Origin of the sequence: Vibrio sp. L3-7 (assembly GCF_963898195.1) — a bacterium.
GTDB lineage: Bacteria > Pseudomonadota > Gammaproteobacteria > Enterobacterales > Vibrionaceae > Vibrio > Vibrio echinoideorum.
This window is the reverse complement of sequence record NZ_CAWQUW010000074.1, coordinates 1-16,523: the sequence shown is the minus strand read 5'-3', so window position 1 is coordinate 16,523 and position 16,523 is coordinate 1. Positions and strand designations below refer to the sequence as shown.

Annotated in this window: 19 protein-coding genes; 12 read left to right on the top strand and 7 right to left on the bottom strand. The window is 42.5% G+C overall.

Features of this window, described 5'->3' with window-relative positions:
* Positions 1–204: 204 nt before the first annotated feature.
* The 8 genes from mlaF (at position 205) to AACW75_RS25415 (ending at position 5,702) form a co-directional block, all read left to right on the top strand.
* Positions 205–999, top strand: a complete 795-nt coding sequence (gene mlaF / locus AACW75_RS25450) for a phospholipid ABC transporter ATP-binding protein MlaF (protein ID WP_017073436.1) — start codon at positions 205–207, stop codon at positions 997–999.
* Between the two features lies 1 nt (position 1,000).
* A complete protein-coding gene (gene mlaE, locus AACW75_RS25445; protein WP_135458589.1) occupies positions 1,001–1,780 on the top strand; it encodes a lipid asymmetry maintenance ABC transporter permease subunit MlaE in 780 nt (259 codons plus the stop codon).
* Positions 1,781–1,782: 2 nt separating this feature from the next.
* Positions 1,783–2,274 carry an outer membrane lipid asymmetry maintenance protein MlaD gene (gene mlaD / locus AACW75_RS25440; protein ID WP_017073434.1) on the top strand — a complete coding sequence of 164 codons (492 nt, stop codon included), beginning with the start codon at positions 1,783–1,785 and terminating at the stop codon, positions 2,272–2,274.
* A 76-nt stretch (positions 2,275–2,350) separates the two neighbouring features.
* Positions 2,351–2,974 (top strand): MlaC/ttg2D family ABC transporter substrate-binding protein, encoded by a 624-nt coding sequence (locus AACW75_RS25435; RefSeq protein WP_135458608.1) that lies wholly within the window; start codon positions 2,351–2,353, stop codon positions 2,972–2,974.
* Entirely contained in the window at positions 2,974–3,282 is a 309-nt protein-coding gene (locus AACW75_RS25430; protein ID WP_017073432.1) for an STAS domain-containing protein, read from the top strand. The genes AACW75_RS25435 and AACW75_RS25430 overlap by 1 nt, the downstream gene beginning before the upstream one ends.
* A gap of 13 nt (positions 3,283–3,295) precedes the next feature.
* Positions 3,296–3,550: a BolA family iron metabolism protein IbaG gene (ibaG, locus tag AACW75_RS25425; protein WP_017073431.1), complete on the top strand. Its 255-nt coding sequence runs from the start codon at positions 3,296–3,298 to the stop codon at positions 3,548–3,550.
* Positions 3,551–3,558: 8 nt separating this feature from the next.
* Positions 3,559–4,824 (top strand): UDP-N-acetylglucosamine 1-carboxyvinyltransferase, encoded by a 1,266-nt coding sequence (gene murA, locus AACW75_RS25420; protein WP_135458590.1) that lies wholly within the window; start codon positions 3,559–3,561, stop codon positions 4,822–4,824.
* A 152-nt stretch (positions 4,825–4,976) separates the two neighbouring features.
* Positions 4,977–5,702, top strand: coding sequence for a 1-acylglycerol-3-phosphate O-acyltransferase (locus AACW75_RS25415; RefSeq protein ID WP_135458592.1), 726 nt, complete (start codon positions 4,977–4,979; stop codon positions 5,700–5,702).
* Between the two features lie 120 nt (positions 5,703–5,822).
* Here the strand turns inward: AACW75_RS25415 and AACW75_RS25410 are convergent, their stop codons facing one another.
* From AACW75_RS25410 to arcA, 5 genes are all read right to left on the bottom strand, one after another.
* Positions 5,823–6,212: a RidA family protein gene (locus tag AACW75_RS25410; protein ID WP_004735319.1), complete on the bottom strand. Its 390-nt coding sequence runs from the start codon at positions 6,210–6,212 to the stop codon at positions 5,823–5,825.
* Positions 6,213–6,348: 136 nt separating this feature from the next.
* Positions 6,349–6,810, bottom strand: a complete 462-nt coding sequence (gene pyrI, locus AACW75_RS25405) for an aspartate carbamoyltransferase regulatory subunit (protein ID WP_017073428.1) — start codon at positions 6,808–6,810, stop codon at positions 6,349–6,351.
* Positions 6,811–6,822: 12 nt separating this feature from the next.
* Entirely contained in the window at positions 6,823–7,752 is a 930-nt protein-coding gene (gene pyrB, locus AACW75_RS25400; RefSeq protein WP_017073427.1) for an aspartate carbamoyltransferase, read from the bottom strand.
* 267 nt (positions 7,753–8,019) lie between these two features.
* A complete protein-coding gene (locus tag AACW75_RS25395; RefSeq protein WP_145569948.1) occupies positions 8,020–9,024 on the bottom strand; it encodes an ornithine carbamoyltransferase in 1,005 nt (334 codons plus the stop codon).
* Between the two features lie 157 nt (positions 9,025–9,181).
* Positions 9,182–10,402 carry an arginine deiminase gene (gene arcA, locus AACW75_RS25390; protein ID WP_017073425.1) on the bottom strand — a complete coding sequence of 407 codons (1,221 nt, stop codon included), beginning with the start codon at positions 10,400–10,402 and terminating at the stop codon, positions 9,182–9,184.
* A 577-nt stretch (positions 10,403–10,979) separates the two neighbouring features.
* On the opposite strand from arcA, the gene rraB reads away from it, so the two are divergent.
* Together rraB and AACW75_RS25380 are read left to right on the top strand one after the other, a co-directional pair.
* Positions 10,980–11,396, top strand: a complete 417-nt coding sequence (gene rraB, locus AACW75_RS25385; protein ID WP_004735324.1) for a ribonuclease E inhibitor RraB — start codon at positions 10,980–10,982, stop codon at positions 11,394–11,396.
* 125 nt (positions 11,397–11,521) lie between these two features.
* Complete coding sequence (locus AACW75_RS25380; RefSeq protein ID WP_017089964.1) at positions 11,522–12,319, top strand: glycosyl hydrolase 2 galactose-binding domain-containing protein; 798 nt, start codon at positions 11,522–11,524, stop codon at positions 12,317–12,319.
* Between the two features lie 94 nt (positions 12,320–12,413).
* Here the strand turns inward: AACW75_RS25380 and AACW75_RS25375 are convergent, their stop codons facing one another.
* On the bottom strand, positions 12,414–13,319 hold the full coding sequence (locus AACW75_RS25375; protein ID WP_102444457.1) for a bifunctional helix-turn-helix transcriptional regulator/GNAT family N-acetyltransferase: 906 nt from the start codon (positions 13,317–13,319) through the stop codon (positions 12,414–12,416).
* A 79-nt stretch (positions 13,320–13,398) separates the two neighbouring features.
* Positions 13,399–13,803 (bottom strand): DUF2061 domain-containing protein, encoded by a 405-nt coding sequence (locus AACW75_RS25370; RefSeq protein WP_102455813.1) that lies wholly within the window; start codon positions 13,801–13,803, stop codon positions 13,399–13,401.
* A 331-nt stretch (positions 13,804–14,134) separates the two neighbouring features.
* Here AACW75_RS25370 and AACW75_RS25365 point away from each other — a divergent pair, with 331 nt between their 5' ends.
* Both AACW75_RS25365 and AACW75_RS25360 read left to right on the top strand, forming a co-directional pair.
* Positions 14,135–15,307 (top strand): YjgN family protein, encoded by a 1,173-nt coding sequence (locus AACW75_RS25365; protein ID WP_017096066.1) that lies wholly within the window; start codon positions 14,135–14,137, stop codon positions 15,305–15,307.
* Complete coding sequence (locus AACW75_RS25360; RefSeq protein WP_237297582.1) at positions 15,308–16,309, top strand: M48 family metallopeptidase; 1,002 nt, start codon at positions 15,308–15,310, stop codon at positions 16,307–16,309.
* Positions 16,310–16,523 lie beyond the last annotated feature (214 nt).

Here is a 16,523-nt window from a genome sequence, read left to right as displayed (position 1 = left end):
GATAAAAGGGAAGTCACTCGACAAATTAATTCCCAGTTAGTAGTAAAGAAATGTAGCTAAATGAGGAATTTCTTAATGCTTTCAAATCCCTGCCATTGTTTTCTGTTTTTTATAATTAATTGAACAGTGCTTTTAATTCTAAAGTAGACTCATTATTATTGCAGCCATAATTGGCGTTTTTTAGAGCAAGGAAACAACAAGATCATGTTGAATACTGAGCTTGTAAAAGTTAAGAACCTAAGTTTCTCTCGAGGTGAACGAGTTATCTTTGATGACATCAGTTTAGAAGTACCTCAAGGAAAAATAACCGCAATCATGGGGCCATCAGGGATCGGTAAAACGACGTTGCTGCGCCTGATTGGCGGGCAATTACCGCCAGATAGCGGTGAAGTTTGGTTTGATGGGGACAATATCCCCGCATTATCACGTCGAAAGCTCTATCAAGCACGTAAAAAAATGAGCATGCTTTTCCAATCGGGTGCACTTTTTACGGATCTCAATGTGTTTGATAATGTGGCATTTCCGTTGCGAGAACACACCGAACTGAATGAAAAATTCATCCGTACTATCGTATTACTCAAGCTTGAAGCGGTCGGTTTACGAGGGGCAGCAGAATTAATGCCAAGCGAACTGTCTGGTGGTATGGCGAGACGAGCTGCGTTGGCTCGTGCGATAGCGTTAGACCCGGAACTGATAATGTACGACGAACCTTTTGTTGGCCAAGATCCAATTACCATGGGCGTCTTGGTTGAACTCATCCGAAACCTCAGTCAAGCTTTGGGCTTAACCTCGATTGTCGTATCGCATGATGTCCCTGAAGTGATGAGCATTGCTGATTGGGTTTACTTACTTGCAGATGGGAAGATCATTGCATCAGGTTCGCCTGATGAGTTGTACAACAATAGTGATCCGCGAGTACAACAATTTTTACAAGGCGACGCGGATGGCCCTGTACCATTTAGGTTTCCTGCGAAAAGTTTAGAAGAGGATTTGTTCTAATATGATAGCCAAAACTATTGCGGGTGTCGGTAAACGTACACTTGCGATCTGCGAGTCAGTTGGTCGAGCAAGCCTGATGTTGTTTGGGGCTCTGTTTGGTATTCCGAAACTAAAAAACTTCCCCTTATTAGTAAAACAACTCTATAGCGTTGGCGTTCAGTCATTGGCTATTATTTTGGTTTCGGGTCTATTTATTGGCATGGTGCTTAGCTTGCAGGGTTATGTCGTATTAATCGACTACGGAGCTGAAGGCAACCTTGGTCAAATGGTCGCACTTTCATTGTTACGTGAGTTGGGCCCTGTGGTCACTGCACTGTTATTTGCCGGACGGGCTGGTTCAGCTTTGACTGCTGAGATCGGCTTAATGAAAGCAACCGAACAGATTTCTAGTCTGGAGATGATGGCGGTAGACCCTCTTAAACGCATTATTGCGCCACGTCTTTGGGCGGGGCTTATCTCAATGCCTCTACTTGCTATGATCTTTATGGCGGTAGGGATTTGGGGTGGTCAGTTAGTTGGTGTTGATTGGAAGGGCATTGACCACGGTAGCTTTTGGTCTGCAATGCAGTCTTCAGTTGAGCTTGGTCGAGACATTGGTAACAGCATGATCAAATGCATGGTTTTCGCTATCACCGTAACTTGGATCGCACTTTTTAATGGCTATGATGCAGTACCGACCTCTGAAGGTATTAGTCAGGCAACCACACGCACAGTTGTGCACTCTTCTCTAGCGGTACTAGGGCTAGATTTTGTTCTTACCGCATTGATGTTTGGGAATTAATCATGCAACAAACTCGAAAATTAGAATTATGGGTCGGCACCTTTGTTATTGCCGGAATTTGCGCAATCTTAATCATGATCTTTCAAGTCGCTGACGTAAAAGGCTTAGGTTCAAACCATACTTACAACTTAAAAGCGACGTTCGACAACATTGGTAGCTTGAAAGTTCGCTCACCGGTGAAGGTTGGTGGCGTGGTTGTTGGCCGAGTTCAGAGCATTCAGCTTGATACGGAAAGTTACTTACCTGTTGTTAAACTGTCTATTGATGCGAAGTACTCACAATTTCCTGATACCTCTAGTGCTCAAATCTTAACGTCAGGCTTAATCGGTGAGCAGTACATCAGTTTGGTTCCAGGGTTCATTTTTGACGATGAAGAGATGTTGGTTGATGGTGACTCGATTGAAGACACCAAATCAGCACTAGTGCTAGAAGATTTGATCGGCCAAGTATTGTATAGCGTTGGCGGCTCTGATGATAAAGAAGCTAAGGAGTAGTCTCATGTTAAAGATTAATCTCATGTTAAAGGCCAAGAGCATGTTGGAGACTAGTCTGATATTGAAACGATGGTTCATGACAGCGGTTGTTTTACTGATGTCGACTCAAGCTTTTTCAGCAGAAACTATCGATCGTACTCAGCCTTATCAGATGATGACTCAGGTTGCTGAAGTTGCCTTTGACCGTTTAAAGAGTGAACAAAACAATATCCAAGAAGATCCGGAGTTGTTGAAGGTCATCGTGGAAGAAGAGTTGATGCCTTATGTAAATGCTCAATATGCGGCACTTAAGCTTCTAGGGCCAAACTTAAAGGGCGCGGACAGAAAAGACGTGCGTGTATTTATCGATGCATTCCGTAAATATCTCGTTTCTTCTTACGCTCAAGTGTTGACTCAATATACTGATCAGACTATTCAATTTGGCCCTGAGCAAAAGGTCAAACCGGATAGCCGTATCACCAGTATCAAAGTTGATATTATTGATACACCAAGACCAAATATTAAACTTGAGTTTAAGCTGCGCAAAGATAAGAAATCTGGCGAATGGAAGGCCTTTGATATGGTTGCTGAAGGTATTAGTCTACTATCAAGCAAGCAATCAGAGTGGAATACTAAGATTCGTCAAGAAGGTATCTTGACTGTTGCTGATGAACTAGAGAGACTCGCTACACAACCTATTCGTTTTGAGAGTAGTAAATAATGAGCCACTCTCAATGGCAAGAACTAAGCTCTAAAGAGTATCAACTTCTCGGGGATATAGACCGAGATAGCGTCCCTGCAATCTGGCGTATATTAGAAAAGTGGCAAACGACGGAATCGAGCGCTGAAATTGACCTTAGCCATATAAATAGAGTCGATTCAGCAGGAATGGTGATGCTAATTCACTTATTAGAGCATGCAAAAAATCAAAACTGTCATATAATGCTCAGTTTCGTGCCAGAACAATTACGAACGTTGTTCCAATTGAGCAATATCCAGCCAATGATGGCAGAACACATAAAAAATTAGGCAGGAGCTATTTGTGGACAGCACAAAAGTACAAGAATTATTAGCAGAGGCACTGAACCTTCAGGAAATTATCGTGAAGGGTGAAGGCAGTCATTACGAAGTTGTTGCGGTTGATGAATGCTTTGACGGCATGAGTCGAGTTAAGAAGCAGCAACTAATCTACGGCCCACTAGTGGAATACATTCAACGCAATGATATCCATGCTCTTTCTATTAAGGCTTTCACGCCGGAAGAGTGGGAACGTGATAAGAAACTGATGTCACTTTAAGGTTTATGATGGAAAAGTTTCGAGTTATTGGATCGGACAAACCGCTAAGCGGTGAAGTGACGATCTCAGGCGCAAAAAATGCAGCGCTACCTATCTTATTTGCTTCAATTCTTGCTGAAGAGCCAGTTGAAGTAAGTAATGTTCCTCACCTACGTGACATCGATACTACGATGGAACTGCTTAAGCGTTTAGGCGCAAAAGTATCGCGTAATGGTAGTGTTCACGTTGATGGCCGCGAAATCAACGAGTTCTGCGCACCGTATGATTTAGTGAAAACAATGCGTGCTTCTATCTGGGCTTTAGGTCCTCTAGTTGCTCGTTTTGGTGAAGGCCAAGTGTCACTTCCTGGTGGTTGTGCAATTGGTGCTCGACCTGTCGATTTACATATCCATGGCCTAGAACAGCTAGGTGCAACCATTGTATTGGAAGATGGTTATGTGAAGGCAAGTGTTGATGGTCGTCTGAAAGGCGCGCACATCGTGATGGATAAAGTAAGTGTGGGTGCCACCATTACTATCATGTGTGCAGCAACGCTAGCAGAAGGCACAACAGTATTAGACAACTCAGCGCGCGAGCCTGAAATTGTTGATACGGCTGAATTCTTAAACAAGCTAGGTGCTAAAATTTCTGGCGCAGGTACAGACACGATTACTATCGAAGGCGTCGAACGTCTTGGTGGTGGTCAACACTCTGTGGTTGCTGACCGCATTGAAACCGGTACTTTCCTTGTTGCTGCTGCTGTTTCTGGCGGTAAGGTAACTTGTCGTAATACTAACGCTCATCTTCTTGAAGCTGCTTTAGCGAAGCTTGAAGAAGCGGGTGCGAAAGTTGAAACTGGCGAAGACTGGATCAGTCTTGATATGACAGATCGTGAGTTGAAAGCGGTGAAAATCGTAACTGCACCTCACCCGGGTTTCCCAACGGACATGCAAGCGCAGTTTACCTTGCTTAATATGATGGCGAAGGGCAGTGGTGTTATCACTGAGACTATCTTTGAAAACCGCTTTATGCACATTCCTGAATTACAGCGAATGGGTGCAAAAGCAGAAATCGAAGGTAACACGGCTATCTGTGGTGAAACGGAAAAACTGAGTGGCGCTCAAGTAATGGCAACGGACCTTCGTGCATCTGCGAGTCTTGTTATTGCAGGCTGTATCGCTCAAGGCGAAACCATCGTTGACCGTATTTACCACATCGATCGTGGTTACGATAAGATTGAAGATAAGCTTTCAGCTTTAGGCGCAAACATTACACGATTTAGTGAGTCGAGCTAACTTAGGTTAGTGAGTTCATGAATCAGTAAGATGAAAACATAAAAGTCGGAACCTTGGTTTCGGCTTTTTTATAGTTGTATTTACCGCAAGTGAATCTATCGCCTATTTTAATGGGAATAGATGAATGAGCTTTGTGGTTGGTGAGGAACAAAATGATAGCAGTATTACGTATTTTCGCATTGGCGATATTTGCGATTCTTATGTTTGTATTTGGGTGTGGTTACTGTCTACTTAGTCCACGTAACCCGAAACACGTATTTACCTTTGGCCGCTATTTCGGTCGCATGTCGAAAATATTCGGAATGAAGTTAGAGCTTCGTATCCCGGAAGATGCCTACTCTCGTGGTCAACATGTTTATGTTGCGAACCATCAAAATAGCTGGGATCTATTCACGATTTCATCAGCGGTGACACCTAAGGTAGTGACTGTTGGTAAGAAAAGCCTAGTGTGGATGCCTCTTTTTGGTCAGCTTTACTGGTTGACAGGTAACATCCTCATTGATCGTGCTAACCGCAGTAAAGCAGTAGGTACGATTGATCAGGTAGTGACTAGCTTAAAAGAGAGCGATGTCTCAGTATGGATGTTCCCTGAGGGGACTCGTTCTCGTGGCCGTGGTCTGTTGCCATTTAAAACGGGTGCTTTCCATGCGGCAATTGGTGCTGGTTTACCGGTTATCCCAATCGTATGCAGCTCTACGGGTGGCGTGAAGCTGAACCGTTGGAACAATGGTCATGTGATTGTTGAAATGTTGCCACCAATTAGCACTGAAGGTTACGACAAGTCTAATGTTCGTCAACTCGCTAACCAAGCCCGTGAGCAAATGGCCGCTAAGCTTGAAGAATTAGACAAAGAAGTGGTTGAGCTTAATAAGAAATAATTTAAGCAAAACAACGAACAATAAAAAAGGTTGCCAAATGGGCAACCTTTTTTATATCTGATAAACGTTCAGCACTCCGCCATTTACTCGAAGCCGTTTGTTTATTCTAGAGCCTAAAACCTATTTGCGAACCGCAATAGCTTCGATCTCGATACCAACATCTTTTGGTAGACGAGCTACTTCAACACATGAACGTGCAGGGTAGTTTGCAACGCCGTGCTCATCAAAGAACTTACCGTAAACTTCGTTTACTGTGCCGAAGTCGTTTAGATCTTTAACGAATACCGTTAGTTTCACGATGTCTTTTACAGTCAGGCCAGAAGCTTCAACAACTGCTTGAACGTTGTCTAGAGATTGGCGAGCTTGCTCTGCGATATCAGCAGATACTTCACCAGTTGCTGGATTTACTGGGATTTGACCAGAAGTCAGTACCATATTGCCAAGGTCAACACCTTGTACGTATGGGCCGATTGCAGCTGGAGCAGATTCTGTGTGAAGTACTTTAGTCATTGGTTTATTCCATCAGTTATTAGATAAAAAGCAATTTTCAGTGTGCCTACAAACTTTGGATAGGTAAAGAGCAAAATACCCCGCACAAGCGAGGTATTTGATAGTTTTTTCATTCAAATGGTGTTGCCGTATGGCGTTATCTTTCAGTCACAATTTCGCGAGAGAATACTTTTTCGCAATACTTACACTTCAGTCGAATACTTTCTTTCTTTTCAAAAATTTTAAAGCTGCTTTCAACGGGCTCGTTGTGAGTAATGCAGTTGGTGTTTGGACATTCAAACACATCGTTGATTTGCTCTGGAAGTTCCAACGCCAACTTCTTAACCACTTCGTAATCTTCGATTTGATTAACGGTCGCGTGAGGCGCATACAGTGCCAGCTTGTTCGCTTGTTCTTCTGTGATAAACACATTCTCAATCTTAAGTAGATCTTTACCACCTAAAGCTGAGGACGGCAGGTTTAGGCCAATCGTAACTCGTTGATTAGAGTTATGCATGTCGAACAGTTTTAATACCTTAATCCCAATGTTTGCTGGGATATGGTCGATAACCGTTCCGTTTTTGATTGCTTCAACTTTTAATTGAGTCTCTTTAGACATGATATCTCTCCTCTACAGCGTTTCGTTAAGAACAAGGGCTAGCAATGCTTCACGCGCGTAAACACCGTTCTCTGCTTGCTGGAAGTAGTAAGCGTAAGGCGTTTTATCGACATCAATTGTAATTTCGTCAACGCGAGGCAGAGGATGTAGAACCTTTAGGTTATCACGTGCATTCTCCAGCATCGGAGCCGTCAAGATGTACGCTGATTTGATGTGCGCGTATTCCGATTCATCAAAACGTTCTTTCTGAACTCGAGTCATGTACAAAACATCCAGCTCAGGAATCACATCTTCCATGTCAGTGAACAGTTGATATTTGATGCCTGCTTCATCAAGCTCTTCACAAATGTAGTCAGGCATCGCCAGTGCTTCTGGAGCAACGAAGTAGAAACAGATGTTGTCGAATTTAGCTAGTGCTTGAGTTAGAGAGTGAACCGTTCGGCCATACTTAAGGTCGCCAACGAATGCAACATTGAGATTGTCTAAGCGGCCTTGTGTTTCAGCGATAGAGAATAGGTCTAACAGTGTTTGAGTTGGGTGTTGGTTTGCGCCGTCGCCCGCGTTAATAACAGGTACACCGTTAGAGAACTCAGAAGCCAGACGCGCTGCACCTTCTTGAGGGTGACGCATTACGTAAGCATCAACGTATGAAGAGATAACCTGTACTGAATCTGCCAACGTTTCGCCTTTCTTTGCCAGTGAAGTGTTACCACCGCTGTCGAAACCAATCACATCACCACCGATGCGCTGAATAGCAGTTTCAAAAGAGAGACGAGTTCGCGTTGAAGGTTCGAAGAAGCAGCTTGCAACAACTTTATTCTTGATGAGCTCTGGGTTTGGCTCAGCTTTTAGTTGACCTGCCGTTTGAACAATCAATTCTAGCTCTTCACGAGAAAGCTCTGGAATTGAGATGATGTGCTTTTGATAGAGCGAATTCGCCATGATCTTCTTCCCCACAATAATGTATTGGCCATAAAAAAGCCCCCCATAATGGGAGGCTTTAAAAAAGTGCTGAAAAGCAGAATAGACGACCTGGTAAGCATCTTAGCTTACGAGCAATATTAGGTGTTTTCACAATTTTATTATGTTTTATCACAACATTGCTTGGCGTCATTTTCACTACTCTCAGACAAATTGCCGAGAATTATACGCTTTCAATTTGTGAGCGCAAGCGATTACATCAAGCTTTTGTTTATGTTTGATTCTTCGTTATTGACCTAAGGTCGCAACCATTACCGCTTTGATGGTGTGCATGCGATTCTCAGCTTCATCAAACACAATTGAGTAGTCCGACTCAAACACTTCATCAGACACTTCCAAACCGTTCATGCCATATTTGTCTGCGACTTGTTGGCCGATCACGGTTTCATTGTTGTGGAAAGCGGGTAGGCAATGCATGAACTTCACTTGAGGGTTACCTGTGAGTTTAATGACATCCATATTCACTTGGTAAGGTGTCATGACTGCAACACGTTCGTCCCAAGCTTCCGGTGCTTCGCCCATAGAAACCCAAACGTCGGTATAAAGGAAATCACAATCTTTAACACCTTCGGCAACGTTTTCAGTCAGCGTGATTTTTGCTCCTGTGCTGTGCGCGATAGCTTGGCACTCTTCGACAAGCTGCTCTTTTGGCCAAAATGCTTTTGGCGCGACAAGGCGAATATCCATGCCCATTTTCGCCGCACCCACTAACAGAGAATTACCCATGTTGTTACGTGCATCTCCTAGATAAGCAAAACTGATTTGATGCAGATGTTTACCGCGACCATGTTCGATCATAGTAAGGAAGTCAGCCAAGATCTGGGTTGGATGGAACTCATCGGTTAGGCCATTCCAAACCGGTACACCGGCATAAGCGCCTAGGTCTTCGACAATGCGTTGGCCAAACCCTCGGTATTCAATGCCATCGTACATACGACCTAATACACGCGCCGTATCTTTCATTGATTCTTTCTGACCAATCTGAGAACCAGAAGGGCCTAAATAAGAGACTTGAGCGCCTTGATCAAAAGCAGCTACCTCAAAGGCACATCGAGTTCGAGTTGATGCTTTTTCAAAGATCAAAGCGATGTTTTTACCGCTAAGCTTTTTCTGCTCTGTACCTGCATACTTAGCTTTTTTAAGGTCGGCAGACAGGTCGAGTAAAAACTGAATCTCTTTAGGAGTAAAGTCGAGAAGTTTTAGAAAGTTACGATTGCGAAGATTAAAGGCCATCTCTCGCTCCTTGCGTATATAGAATCAATGAAGAACTCAGTTAAACATAAAGATGCTGTATTTGTGAATATTTATTTTATTAATTTAATAAAAAAAGCCAGTACAATGGTACTGGCCTAGATAAGTTAGTGTGTTCGGCTTTATTGAGTTTTGTAGCTTAGATACCGTCTCTTTCGATAGGGCAGCTCATACAGCGAGCACCACCGCGACCACGACCTAGTTCGTTGCCTGGAATCGTCAGCACTTCGATACCGGCTTTGTCGTATTTTTCGTTGGTGTAAACATTACGCTCATAACCGATAACCGTTCCCGGCTTCACCGTCAGTACGTTGTTAGCGTCATTCCACTGTTCACGTTCTGCTTCGTAATTGTCACCACCAGTGGTTATGATCTTCAGTTGATCTAGCCCTAGTGCGCCTTCAATCGCTGAAAGGTAGTTGTCCGCTTTCTCTACTCGCATTTCGCCATTTTCTTTCGGCGTTAAGCGCCAGGTGTCTAAGTCCTTACGAACGATTTCTGGATAGACAGAGAAGGTATCAATATCCATATGTGTCATTACTGTATCTAGGTGCATACAAGAGCGGTGCTTTGGTAAATCAATAGCAATCACTTCTGTAGCTTGACCTGACTTAAATAAACTCGCCGCTAGGTTTTCTACACCTTGCGGTTTAGTGCGCTCTGAAATACCGATAAGAACAGCGCCTTTACCGATAACCAGTACATCGCCACCTTCAATATTCGCATTGTCATAGTGAAGATCTTCATCACCGAAATATTTGATGAAATCTTGGCCTGCGAATACAGGGTGCCAGCGGTATATTGCACGCAAGTGATTCGTTTCTCGTTGACGTGCAGGCATCATCATAGGGTTAAGAGAGACGCCGCCATAAACCCAGCACGAGGTGTCGCGAGTAAATAGGTGGTTGGGCAGTGGCTCGATAACGAAATCGAGCGGGCGATGCATCTTCGGTAACATTGAGGAAGATTGAATAGGAAGTTCAGAGTAGGCTAAACCACCAAGTAGGATGCTTGCTAAATGCTCATTATCCATTTGAGCAAGGTATTCTCTCAAGTCACGAGCAAACGTTGGGCCATAACGGAAATCAGAGATTTGAGTATTGAGTAACCACTCACGAGCTTGAGTAACCGTTAATGTCTCAACCAGTAGGTCATGCAGTAATAACACTTCAACGTCTTGGTTACGAAGTGTCGTCGCAAAGGCATCGTGTTCTTCACCTGCGGCTTCTACTGCAAGTACATCATCAAAGAGTAACTCATGACAGTTAGAAGGGGTGAGGTGGGTGAGTGCCCTTTCAGGTCGATTTAGGAGAACTCGTCTTAATTGACCGACTTCGGAGCCAACGTACAGCTTACTCATTTTGCATCCTTACTATTAATCCAGCGTCTATTTATGACAAGCTTGTTCGTAATATGCAAGTTTTGAAAATTGTGTAAAGGTTGTGTTATTTCTCAATTATTGGTTTTTAATGCTAATTAATTAAAAATTAGTGATATTAAAATCCAATTGAAAGACTCAATGCTAGAACAAACTTTTTGCGGTTCTATGCTCAAATTTCAGTAACTCGATAATCCATTTTGCTTGGTGAACATGATTTTTCATTCAAAATTTATGCAATTATCCATTCTAAAATGAGATCTTATGCACCAATGAAGTGATCGTCAGTATGCATTTGATATGACTAACCACTCAGTTTTAGAGAAGTAAGGCGAAAAGTAACAATAAAAATGAAATGCTAAAACACACGTTAGTTAATAATATGTTGAAAATTTGTTTCTGTGATTTTGATTTCACTTTTTAATTGATATCCCCTCTGTTATCTAGCGATAAACTTACTCTTCTATACCTGATCTAGGTGGCTTTTCTAGGCGATCCATGCCATATTTCGTGGCAATCAAATTTGATCTTTTCATAGTCAACACTCTGGAGCAGACACATGTCTCACGAAGATGAATATCTATCAGTAGCGGAATTAATTGAATTTCAAAAAGGAGAGACTCGCGACATCATTGAAGCACTAATCGAAGATGGTAGCGATCCTGAAGCTCTATACGATATCGAGCATCACCTTTTTGCTGAAGATTTCGCAGTACTTGAGAAAGCCGTTGTTGAAGCATTCAAAATGGGCTTTGAAGTGCTTGAAGCTGAAGAGACAGAAGACGAAGATGGCAACAAGCTACTTTGTTGTGATGCAACGATGCAGTGTACTCTGAATGCAGAAGCTATTGATGAGCAAGTTGAGAAGCTTGTAAATCTTGCAGAGAAGTTTGACATTATCTACGACGGTTGGGGCACTTACTACGAAGGTGAAGATGCTATCTACCCAGACGAAGATGATGAAGACGAAGAGTAATTTCTTCCCAGTTTTAAAGAATGCCAGCCTTGAGCTGGCATTTTTTTATCCTCAGAAAAATAAATGTCTTTATATGCATTCATTCATTATAATGCGGTCAAAATTGATCTAGCTCAAGGAATGCTATGCGATTACCTCTCGATGGTCTTTGGCAAATATCGCCATTAACGGATCTCTCTATTCCACAAGATGACATTACCTTTCCGGCTCCGTTAAGTTCAAAGCTTCCTGATAGCTTGAGTGAAAGTGAAATCGCAGAGCAAGAGTGGCACCTGATGCATGACATCGAAGTGGATGATGCGATGTTGGCGTGCCCGTTTGTTGAGTTAGTAATGGCAGGTGTTGATTACTTTGCGGAAGTGCGACTCAATGGTGTGGCTGTGTTTGATTGTGATGGTAGCCAAGTCGAATACCGTAAAGATATTCGACCTTACATGCAGTCTGGTCGCAACCGTTTTGAGATCCTTTTCCTTGAAGAAGAGGAGAGCCTGTTGCTTGAAGAGGATATGGATGAGTCAGCCTCTTCACCGACTGTCGCTAAATCGGATTCTCGTATCGGAATCTGGCAAGCGCCATATCTGCAGTTCGTTCGTCACGTCAAGCTTGAGCAAGTTGTGACAGAGCAGATCTGGCATTACGGTGGTGGTTGTGAGTTCAAAGTGGATGTTATCTATCAAACGCTAAAGCCGGGGCTAATATCGGCATCAATCAAGTTTAATGGTATGACATTGGTGATGCCGATAGATGTGCGAGCAGAACATACGGGTGTTGTTTTCCAGGTTGAGGCACCGATCATTTTTGATATTGAGAATCCTAACCCTAAACATTTATACTCGTTAGAAGTGGTACTTGATGGGCAGGAAGAGAGCTCTTTTGTCGCCTTGAATCCAGCTTCTTGCGTCAGTAATTTTTTGCGTAGTTAGCGGTTATGTAATTAGCCCGTTACGTAAGGAATCAATTCGCTCACTTGCTTGTCATCTGATGAACTGCCGACGCTAACCCTATTTCAAAAAAACATTATAGCGTTTTGGCCATGACAACCTCACAAGCGTCATGGCCTGTTTCTCCCCAAGCTGAATCAAGGTGTTTAAAGCCCAATTTTTCGTAAAGTTTAACTGCGGCATTAAGGCATTCGGTCGTTTCTAGATACATATGTTGATAACCCAGTTCCTTAGCTTTCTCCATCGACATATTAACCAACCTCTTCGCTAAGCCTTTGCCTCTGGTTTCTGGCAAGAAGTACATCTTTTGCAGTTCACAGACCTCTGGCATACCTGCTAATGGTGCGAATCCACCACCACCGACAACCTTTCCATCAAGTTCAATTACCCAATACTGAGATCTTTCATTGTTATAAACGCTGAACATGTCTTCTAAGGTGGGATCTGCTACACCATAACCTTTATCTTCAGTTAACCCATTCTCATAAGAGACTTGGCGAATTACATTGGCCACTACGGTGTTGTCTTGCTGTTGCAGGGGGCGAACCACCACACCGCTTGAAGCGTGGCTTTGTTGCAGTGCTTTAAGGTAGTGCTTAATTCCCCCCGAAACTTGTTGAGTTTCCGCTTCCGTTAAACGCTCAAGTACCGAGTCATAAAACTGATTCTGTTGACTGTGAAGTTGGGTAAGAGTGTTTATCCCTTGTTCTGTAACTGAAGCAACAACACTGCGCTTATCGTTGGGGTGTGGCGAGGTTTGAATTAACGAGTTCTTCGCTAGATTGTTGACTGCTCTACTGGCGTTGGACTTATCAATATTGAGCTTATCCGCTAATTGATTCACGGTTAATGGCTGCTGCTCTAGTTCGATAAGCGTATGCGCTTGAATCGGAGGTAGGGCAATATCACCACAATCTTTGTCGAGCATTCCAAGCTGTCGAACGAGCTGACGTGATAATTCTCTAAGTTGTGCTGAAGTCATGTTGCCTCTCAATATGGTTGCGATATACAACTATAATTTAATTGCGCGCCGCAACTATGTCAACAATAAACTCTCTAGGTTAAGCGTGTTGGTGCAAACAAAACTGTGGCTGTGTTGTTTGGCTTTCTGCTTTTCGTAGCCAAACTTTCTCATGGAAGTAGTAAGCCACGGTATTCAAAGCGGGTTCTAACGTTGCCATCACACCACCAACAAAGGCATCGTCAGTCAATAAGTAGACAACGGTAAAGGCAACACTAAAGTGGATAGTAGCGAAGCTTGCTGTTTTTAATTTAGTCATCCACTGACGAGCTTTAAGCGCTGGAACTTGAGCCCAAGCCTTTTCATGAAAATAGAAGGCCACAGTATTCACAGAGGGCTCAATCATGGCAATTAAGCTGCCAATTAAGATGTTGCCTGTTAGTACGTAAGCGACACTAAATGCGATAGTAAAATGTAATGCGGCAAAGGTTAGTGTCTTTTTCATGATAATTACTCAATCGTTGTGTTGTTTCGATAGGTCTATTATTGAGAATTATTATCATTAGTTAAAATGGGTTGTAGAAATTAATTCGATAGATGAAACCTATCAAAGGATTCTAGGGGTAAAATAATCTCTGGTTGAATGTAACTGTATAGTGATAAATATCTTAGTAAGGCTTATTCAACTCCTTGTTATCATTTGCAAAAACTATGATAACTCCCTTTGATTTATCCATTCAGGTTATTGATTAGCACGGCGTGTTTCTATAGCGTGCAACCTCTCAATGCGCACCAAGATGCGCATGGTTTAATGATAAACGTCAGATGGAGTTAAAATGGAAAACAAAGCGTTGGAAACTAAGGTTCTCTTTAGTGGAAAAGGGAAAGAGTATTTTGGAATATGGATTGTTAACATTCTACTATCCGTGATCACGCTCGGTATTTATTCGGCTTGGGCGAAAGTTCGAAATAAACGTTACTTTTATGGGAATACATTTATTGGTAGTGATAGCTTTGAATATCATGGTAAGCCCATGCAAATATTGAAAGGGCGAATCATTGCGTTGATTTGTGTAGTCGCTTGGGGAATCAGTAATCAATTTGCTCCTCAGGTTGCATTGGTTTTATTACTGGTATTTTTTGCATTGTTACCATTGTTATCTCGCAGTAATGCTCGTTTTGATTCTGCAATGACAAGCTTTCGAAATGTTCACTTCTCTTTCCATGGTACTGTTTCCGGAGCCTACTGGGCAATTCTTGGGCGTGGTCTTGTTGTGGGTGTCGGCGTATTTACGGCAATCATGGCAATAATATTTACGATGCAAATGAACATGATTGCTGGTGGCATCGCCATTTTAATATCCATACCTTCTTATGTTTATTTACAATCCTGGCTACTTGCCGGTATCGCCAATTATTTTTCTAATGGCTATCGCTATGGCGATCGTCAGTTTAAAGCTGATTACCAAGATGGCTTTTATTTCAAAGTATACTTAACCAGTATGATTGCATGGCTGGTTGTCTCTATTGTTGCCGTCTTGGCTCTCTTCAGTGCCGTTGGCTTCAACATGATCAGCAACCCTGAGTCGTTATCCGAAATCGCTAACAACGGAAGTTTGACTTCAATGATGGTTGCTTATTACTTTGCTTTCATTGTTATGAGTATTGCGATTGCTGCTTACATTCAAGTAAAAATTAGAAATTACACCTTTTCTGAATTAGTGCTTGAAGGAAAAGAAAATGAGGCCGATTCAACGTTAAGTTTCGCTTCGACATTAACGATAAAAAGCTACATGTTTTTAGTATTAACTAACTTCTTACTTCAAGTGATTACCCTCGGGTTAGCTAGACCATGGGTGATGGTAAGAACGATGAACTACTTGTCGGAGAATACGTATGTTCAAGGTAACTTAGATTTACTAGTAGCAAACGACCAACCGTCTGATGTGGAATCGGCTATTTCTGATGAAATAGCTCAAGCGTTTAATGTTGATCTTGGTATTGGCTAAATGATCTCTGGTGTTGCACACCCGCCTCGTAGTTCTGAACGCTGCGAGGCCATTTTAGATATCTCTAACCCTGATAAACTACTCCTGAGTGTGGATGGCTCTATTGTTTCTGCATATTTTGAACGTGTTGAAATTATGCGAGGCGTTGGATCCGCTCCAACAAAGCTCAAATTCCCAGATGGATGGCAATTTATCTCGGAGGAAAGTGATGAGCTGGACGCCTATTTGAGAGACAGAGGTAAACATAATTTCTTAGGTAAATTAGAGAAGAACATCACGGCTATCTTAGTTAGTAGTGTTGTTCTCGTGTTACTTACTATTTCTATGTTCACTCATGGGATCCCGTGGTTAACTCATCAAATAGTCACTTATCTACCTGATTCGGTGCCTAGGCTGGTTGAAAATCAGGTTTTAGAGTCTTTAGATGAACAGTTCTTTGAGAGCTCCACTCTGTCGGAAGAACGACAGCGCCACATTCGACAGCGCTTTGAAAGGCAGTTGCAAAAAATGAGTATTGAAGGCGATGTACAGTTGGTTTTTCGTTCTTCAGAGCTTGGCGCCAATGCTTTTGCGCTGAGTGCTGGGACAATCATCGTATTAGATGATCTCGTTAGATTGACTACAACGGAAGAGCAATTAGACAGTATCTTGTTACATGAATTAGGACATGTTCAGCACCAGCATGTAATGAAGGTATTGGTTCGATCAAGTTTGTTGTCAGTAACTGTAGCGGCTTTGACAGGTGAAAGCTCTGGGATCATTGATAACCTTACTGGTCTTGGTGTGTTTGTTGCAAATAATGGTCAATCACAAGATGCAGAGCGAGAAGCGGATTCATTTGCTTCCTATTTGATGATCGAGCTGCATGGTTCTAATCAAGCTATGATTGAGATGTTTGAATTGTTAGGAAAAGGTTCTGATGGACATGCTGAACTACCCACATGGCTCAGTTCTCATCCTGAATTGGGTGAACGGATTGAATCATTGAGGGACGTACATTAGTTGTTTGCTGGTGAAGGCTAGTGTTAATGTGTAAGTCATTGTTATCTAATGTGAATGTATTAATCAAACAATTGAAGCCGAATTTTAATGTCTCGTCCTAAAATACGTTGACAGTATTTCTAATAAGTCAACAGCGTCAGCTGTTGGCTTTTTTCATGCACCTCATTTGGAGTTTTCATTCTGAGACTAAGGTGCGGCCTCATGTTGTTATAGG

What these genes read in the sequence shown, in the direction of transcription:
- mlaF (WP_017073436.1), top strand. Translation starts at nt 205, where the DNA reads ATGTTGAATACTGAGCTTGTAAAAGTTAAGAACCTAAGTTTCTCTCGA.
- mlaE (WP_135458589.1), top strand. Translation starts at nt 1,001, where the DNA reads ATGATAGCCAAAACTATTGCGGGTGTCGGTAAACGTACACTTGCGATC.
- mlaD (WP_017073434.1), top strand. Translation starts at nt 1,783, where the DNA reads ATGCAACAAACTCGAAAATTAGAATTATGGGTCGGCACCTTTGTTATT.
- AACW75_RS25435 (WP_135458608.1), top strand. Translation starts at nt 2,351, where the DNA reads ATGACAGCGGTTGTTTTACTGATGTCGACTCAAGCTTTTTCAGCAGAA.
- AACW75_RS25430 (WP_017073432.1), top strand. Translation starts at nt 2,974, where the DNA reads ATGAGCCACTCTCAATGGCAAGAACTAAGCTCTAAAGAGTATCAACTT.
- murA (WP_135458590.1), top strand. Translation starts at nt 3,559, where the DNA reads ATGGAAAAGTTTCGAGTTATTGGATCGGACAAACCGCTAAGCGGTGAA.
- AACW75_RS25415 (WP_135458592.1), top strand. Translation starts at nt 4,977, where the DNA reads ATGATAGCAGTATTACGTATTTTCGCATTGGCGATATTTGCGATTCTT.
- AACW75_RS25410 (WP_004735319.1), bottom strand. Translation starts at nt 6,212, where the DNA reads ATGACTAAAGTACTTCACACAGAATCTGCTCCAGCTGCAATCGGCCCA.
- pyrI (WP_017073428.1), bottom strand. Translation starts at nt 6,810, where the DNA reads ATGTCTAAAGAGACTCAATTAAAAGTTGAAGCAATCAAAAACGGAACG.
- pyrB (WP_017073427.1), bottom strand. Translation starts at nt 7,752, where the DNA reads ATGGCGAATTCGCTCTATCAAAAGCACATCATCTCAATTCCAGAGCTT.
- AACW75_RS25395 (WP_145569948.1), bottom strand. Translation starts at nt 9,024, where the DNA reads ATGGCCTTTAATCTTCGCAATCGTAACTTTCTAAAACTTCTCGACTTT.
- arcA (WP_017073425.1), bottom strand. Translation starts at nt 10,402, where the DNA reads ATGAGTAAGCTGTACGTTGGCTCCGAAGTCGGTCAATTAAGACGAGTT.
- rraB (WP_004735324.1), top strand. Translation starts at nt 10,980, where the DNA reads ATGTCTCACGAAGATGAATATCTATCAGTAGCGGAATTAATTGAATTT.
- AACW75_RS25380 (WP_017089964.1), top strand. Translation starts at nt 11,522, where the DNA reads ATGCGATTACCTCTCGATGGTCTTTGGCAAATATCGCCATTAACGGAT.
- AACW75_RS25375 (WP_102444457.1), bottom strand. Translation starts at nt 13,319, where the DNA reads ATGACTTCAGCACAACTTAGAGAATTATCACGTCAGCTCGTTCGACAG.
- AACW75_RS25370 (WP_102455813.1), bottom strand. Translation starts at nt 13,803, where the DNA reads ATGAAAAAGACACTAACCTTTGCCGCATTACATTTTACTATCGCATTT.
- AACW75_RS25365 (WP_017096066.1), top strand. Translation starts at nt 14,135, where the DNA reads ATGGAAAACAAAGCGTTGGAAACTAAGGTTCTCTTTAGTGGAAAAGGG.
- AACW75_RS25360 (WP_237297582.1), top strand. Translation starts at nt 15,308, where the DNA reads ATGATCTCTGGTGTTGCACACCCGCCTCGTAGTTCTGAACGCTGCGAG.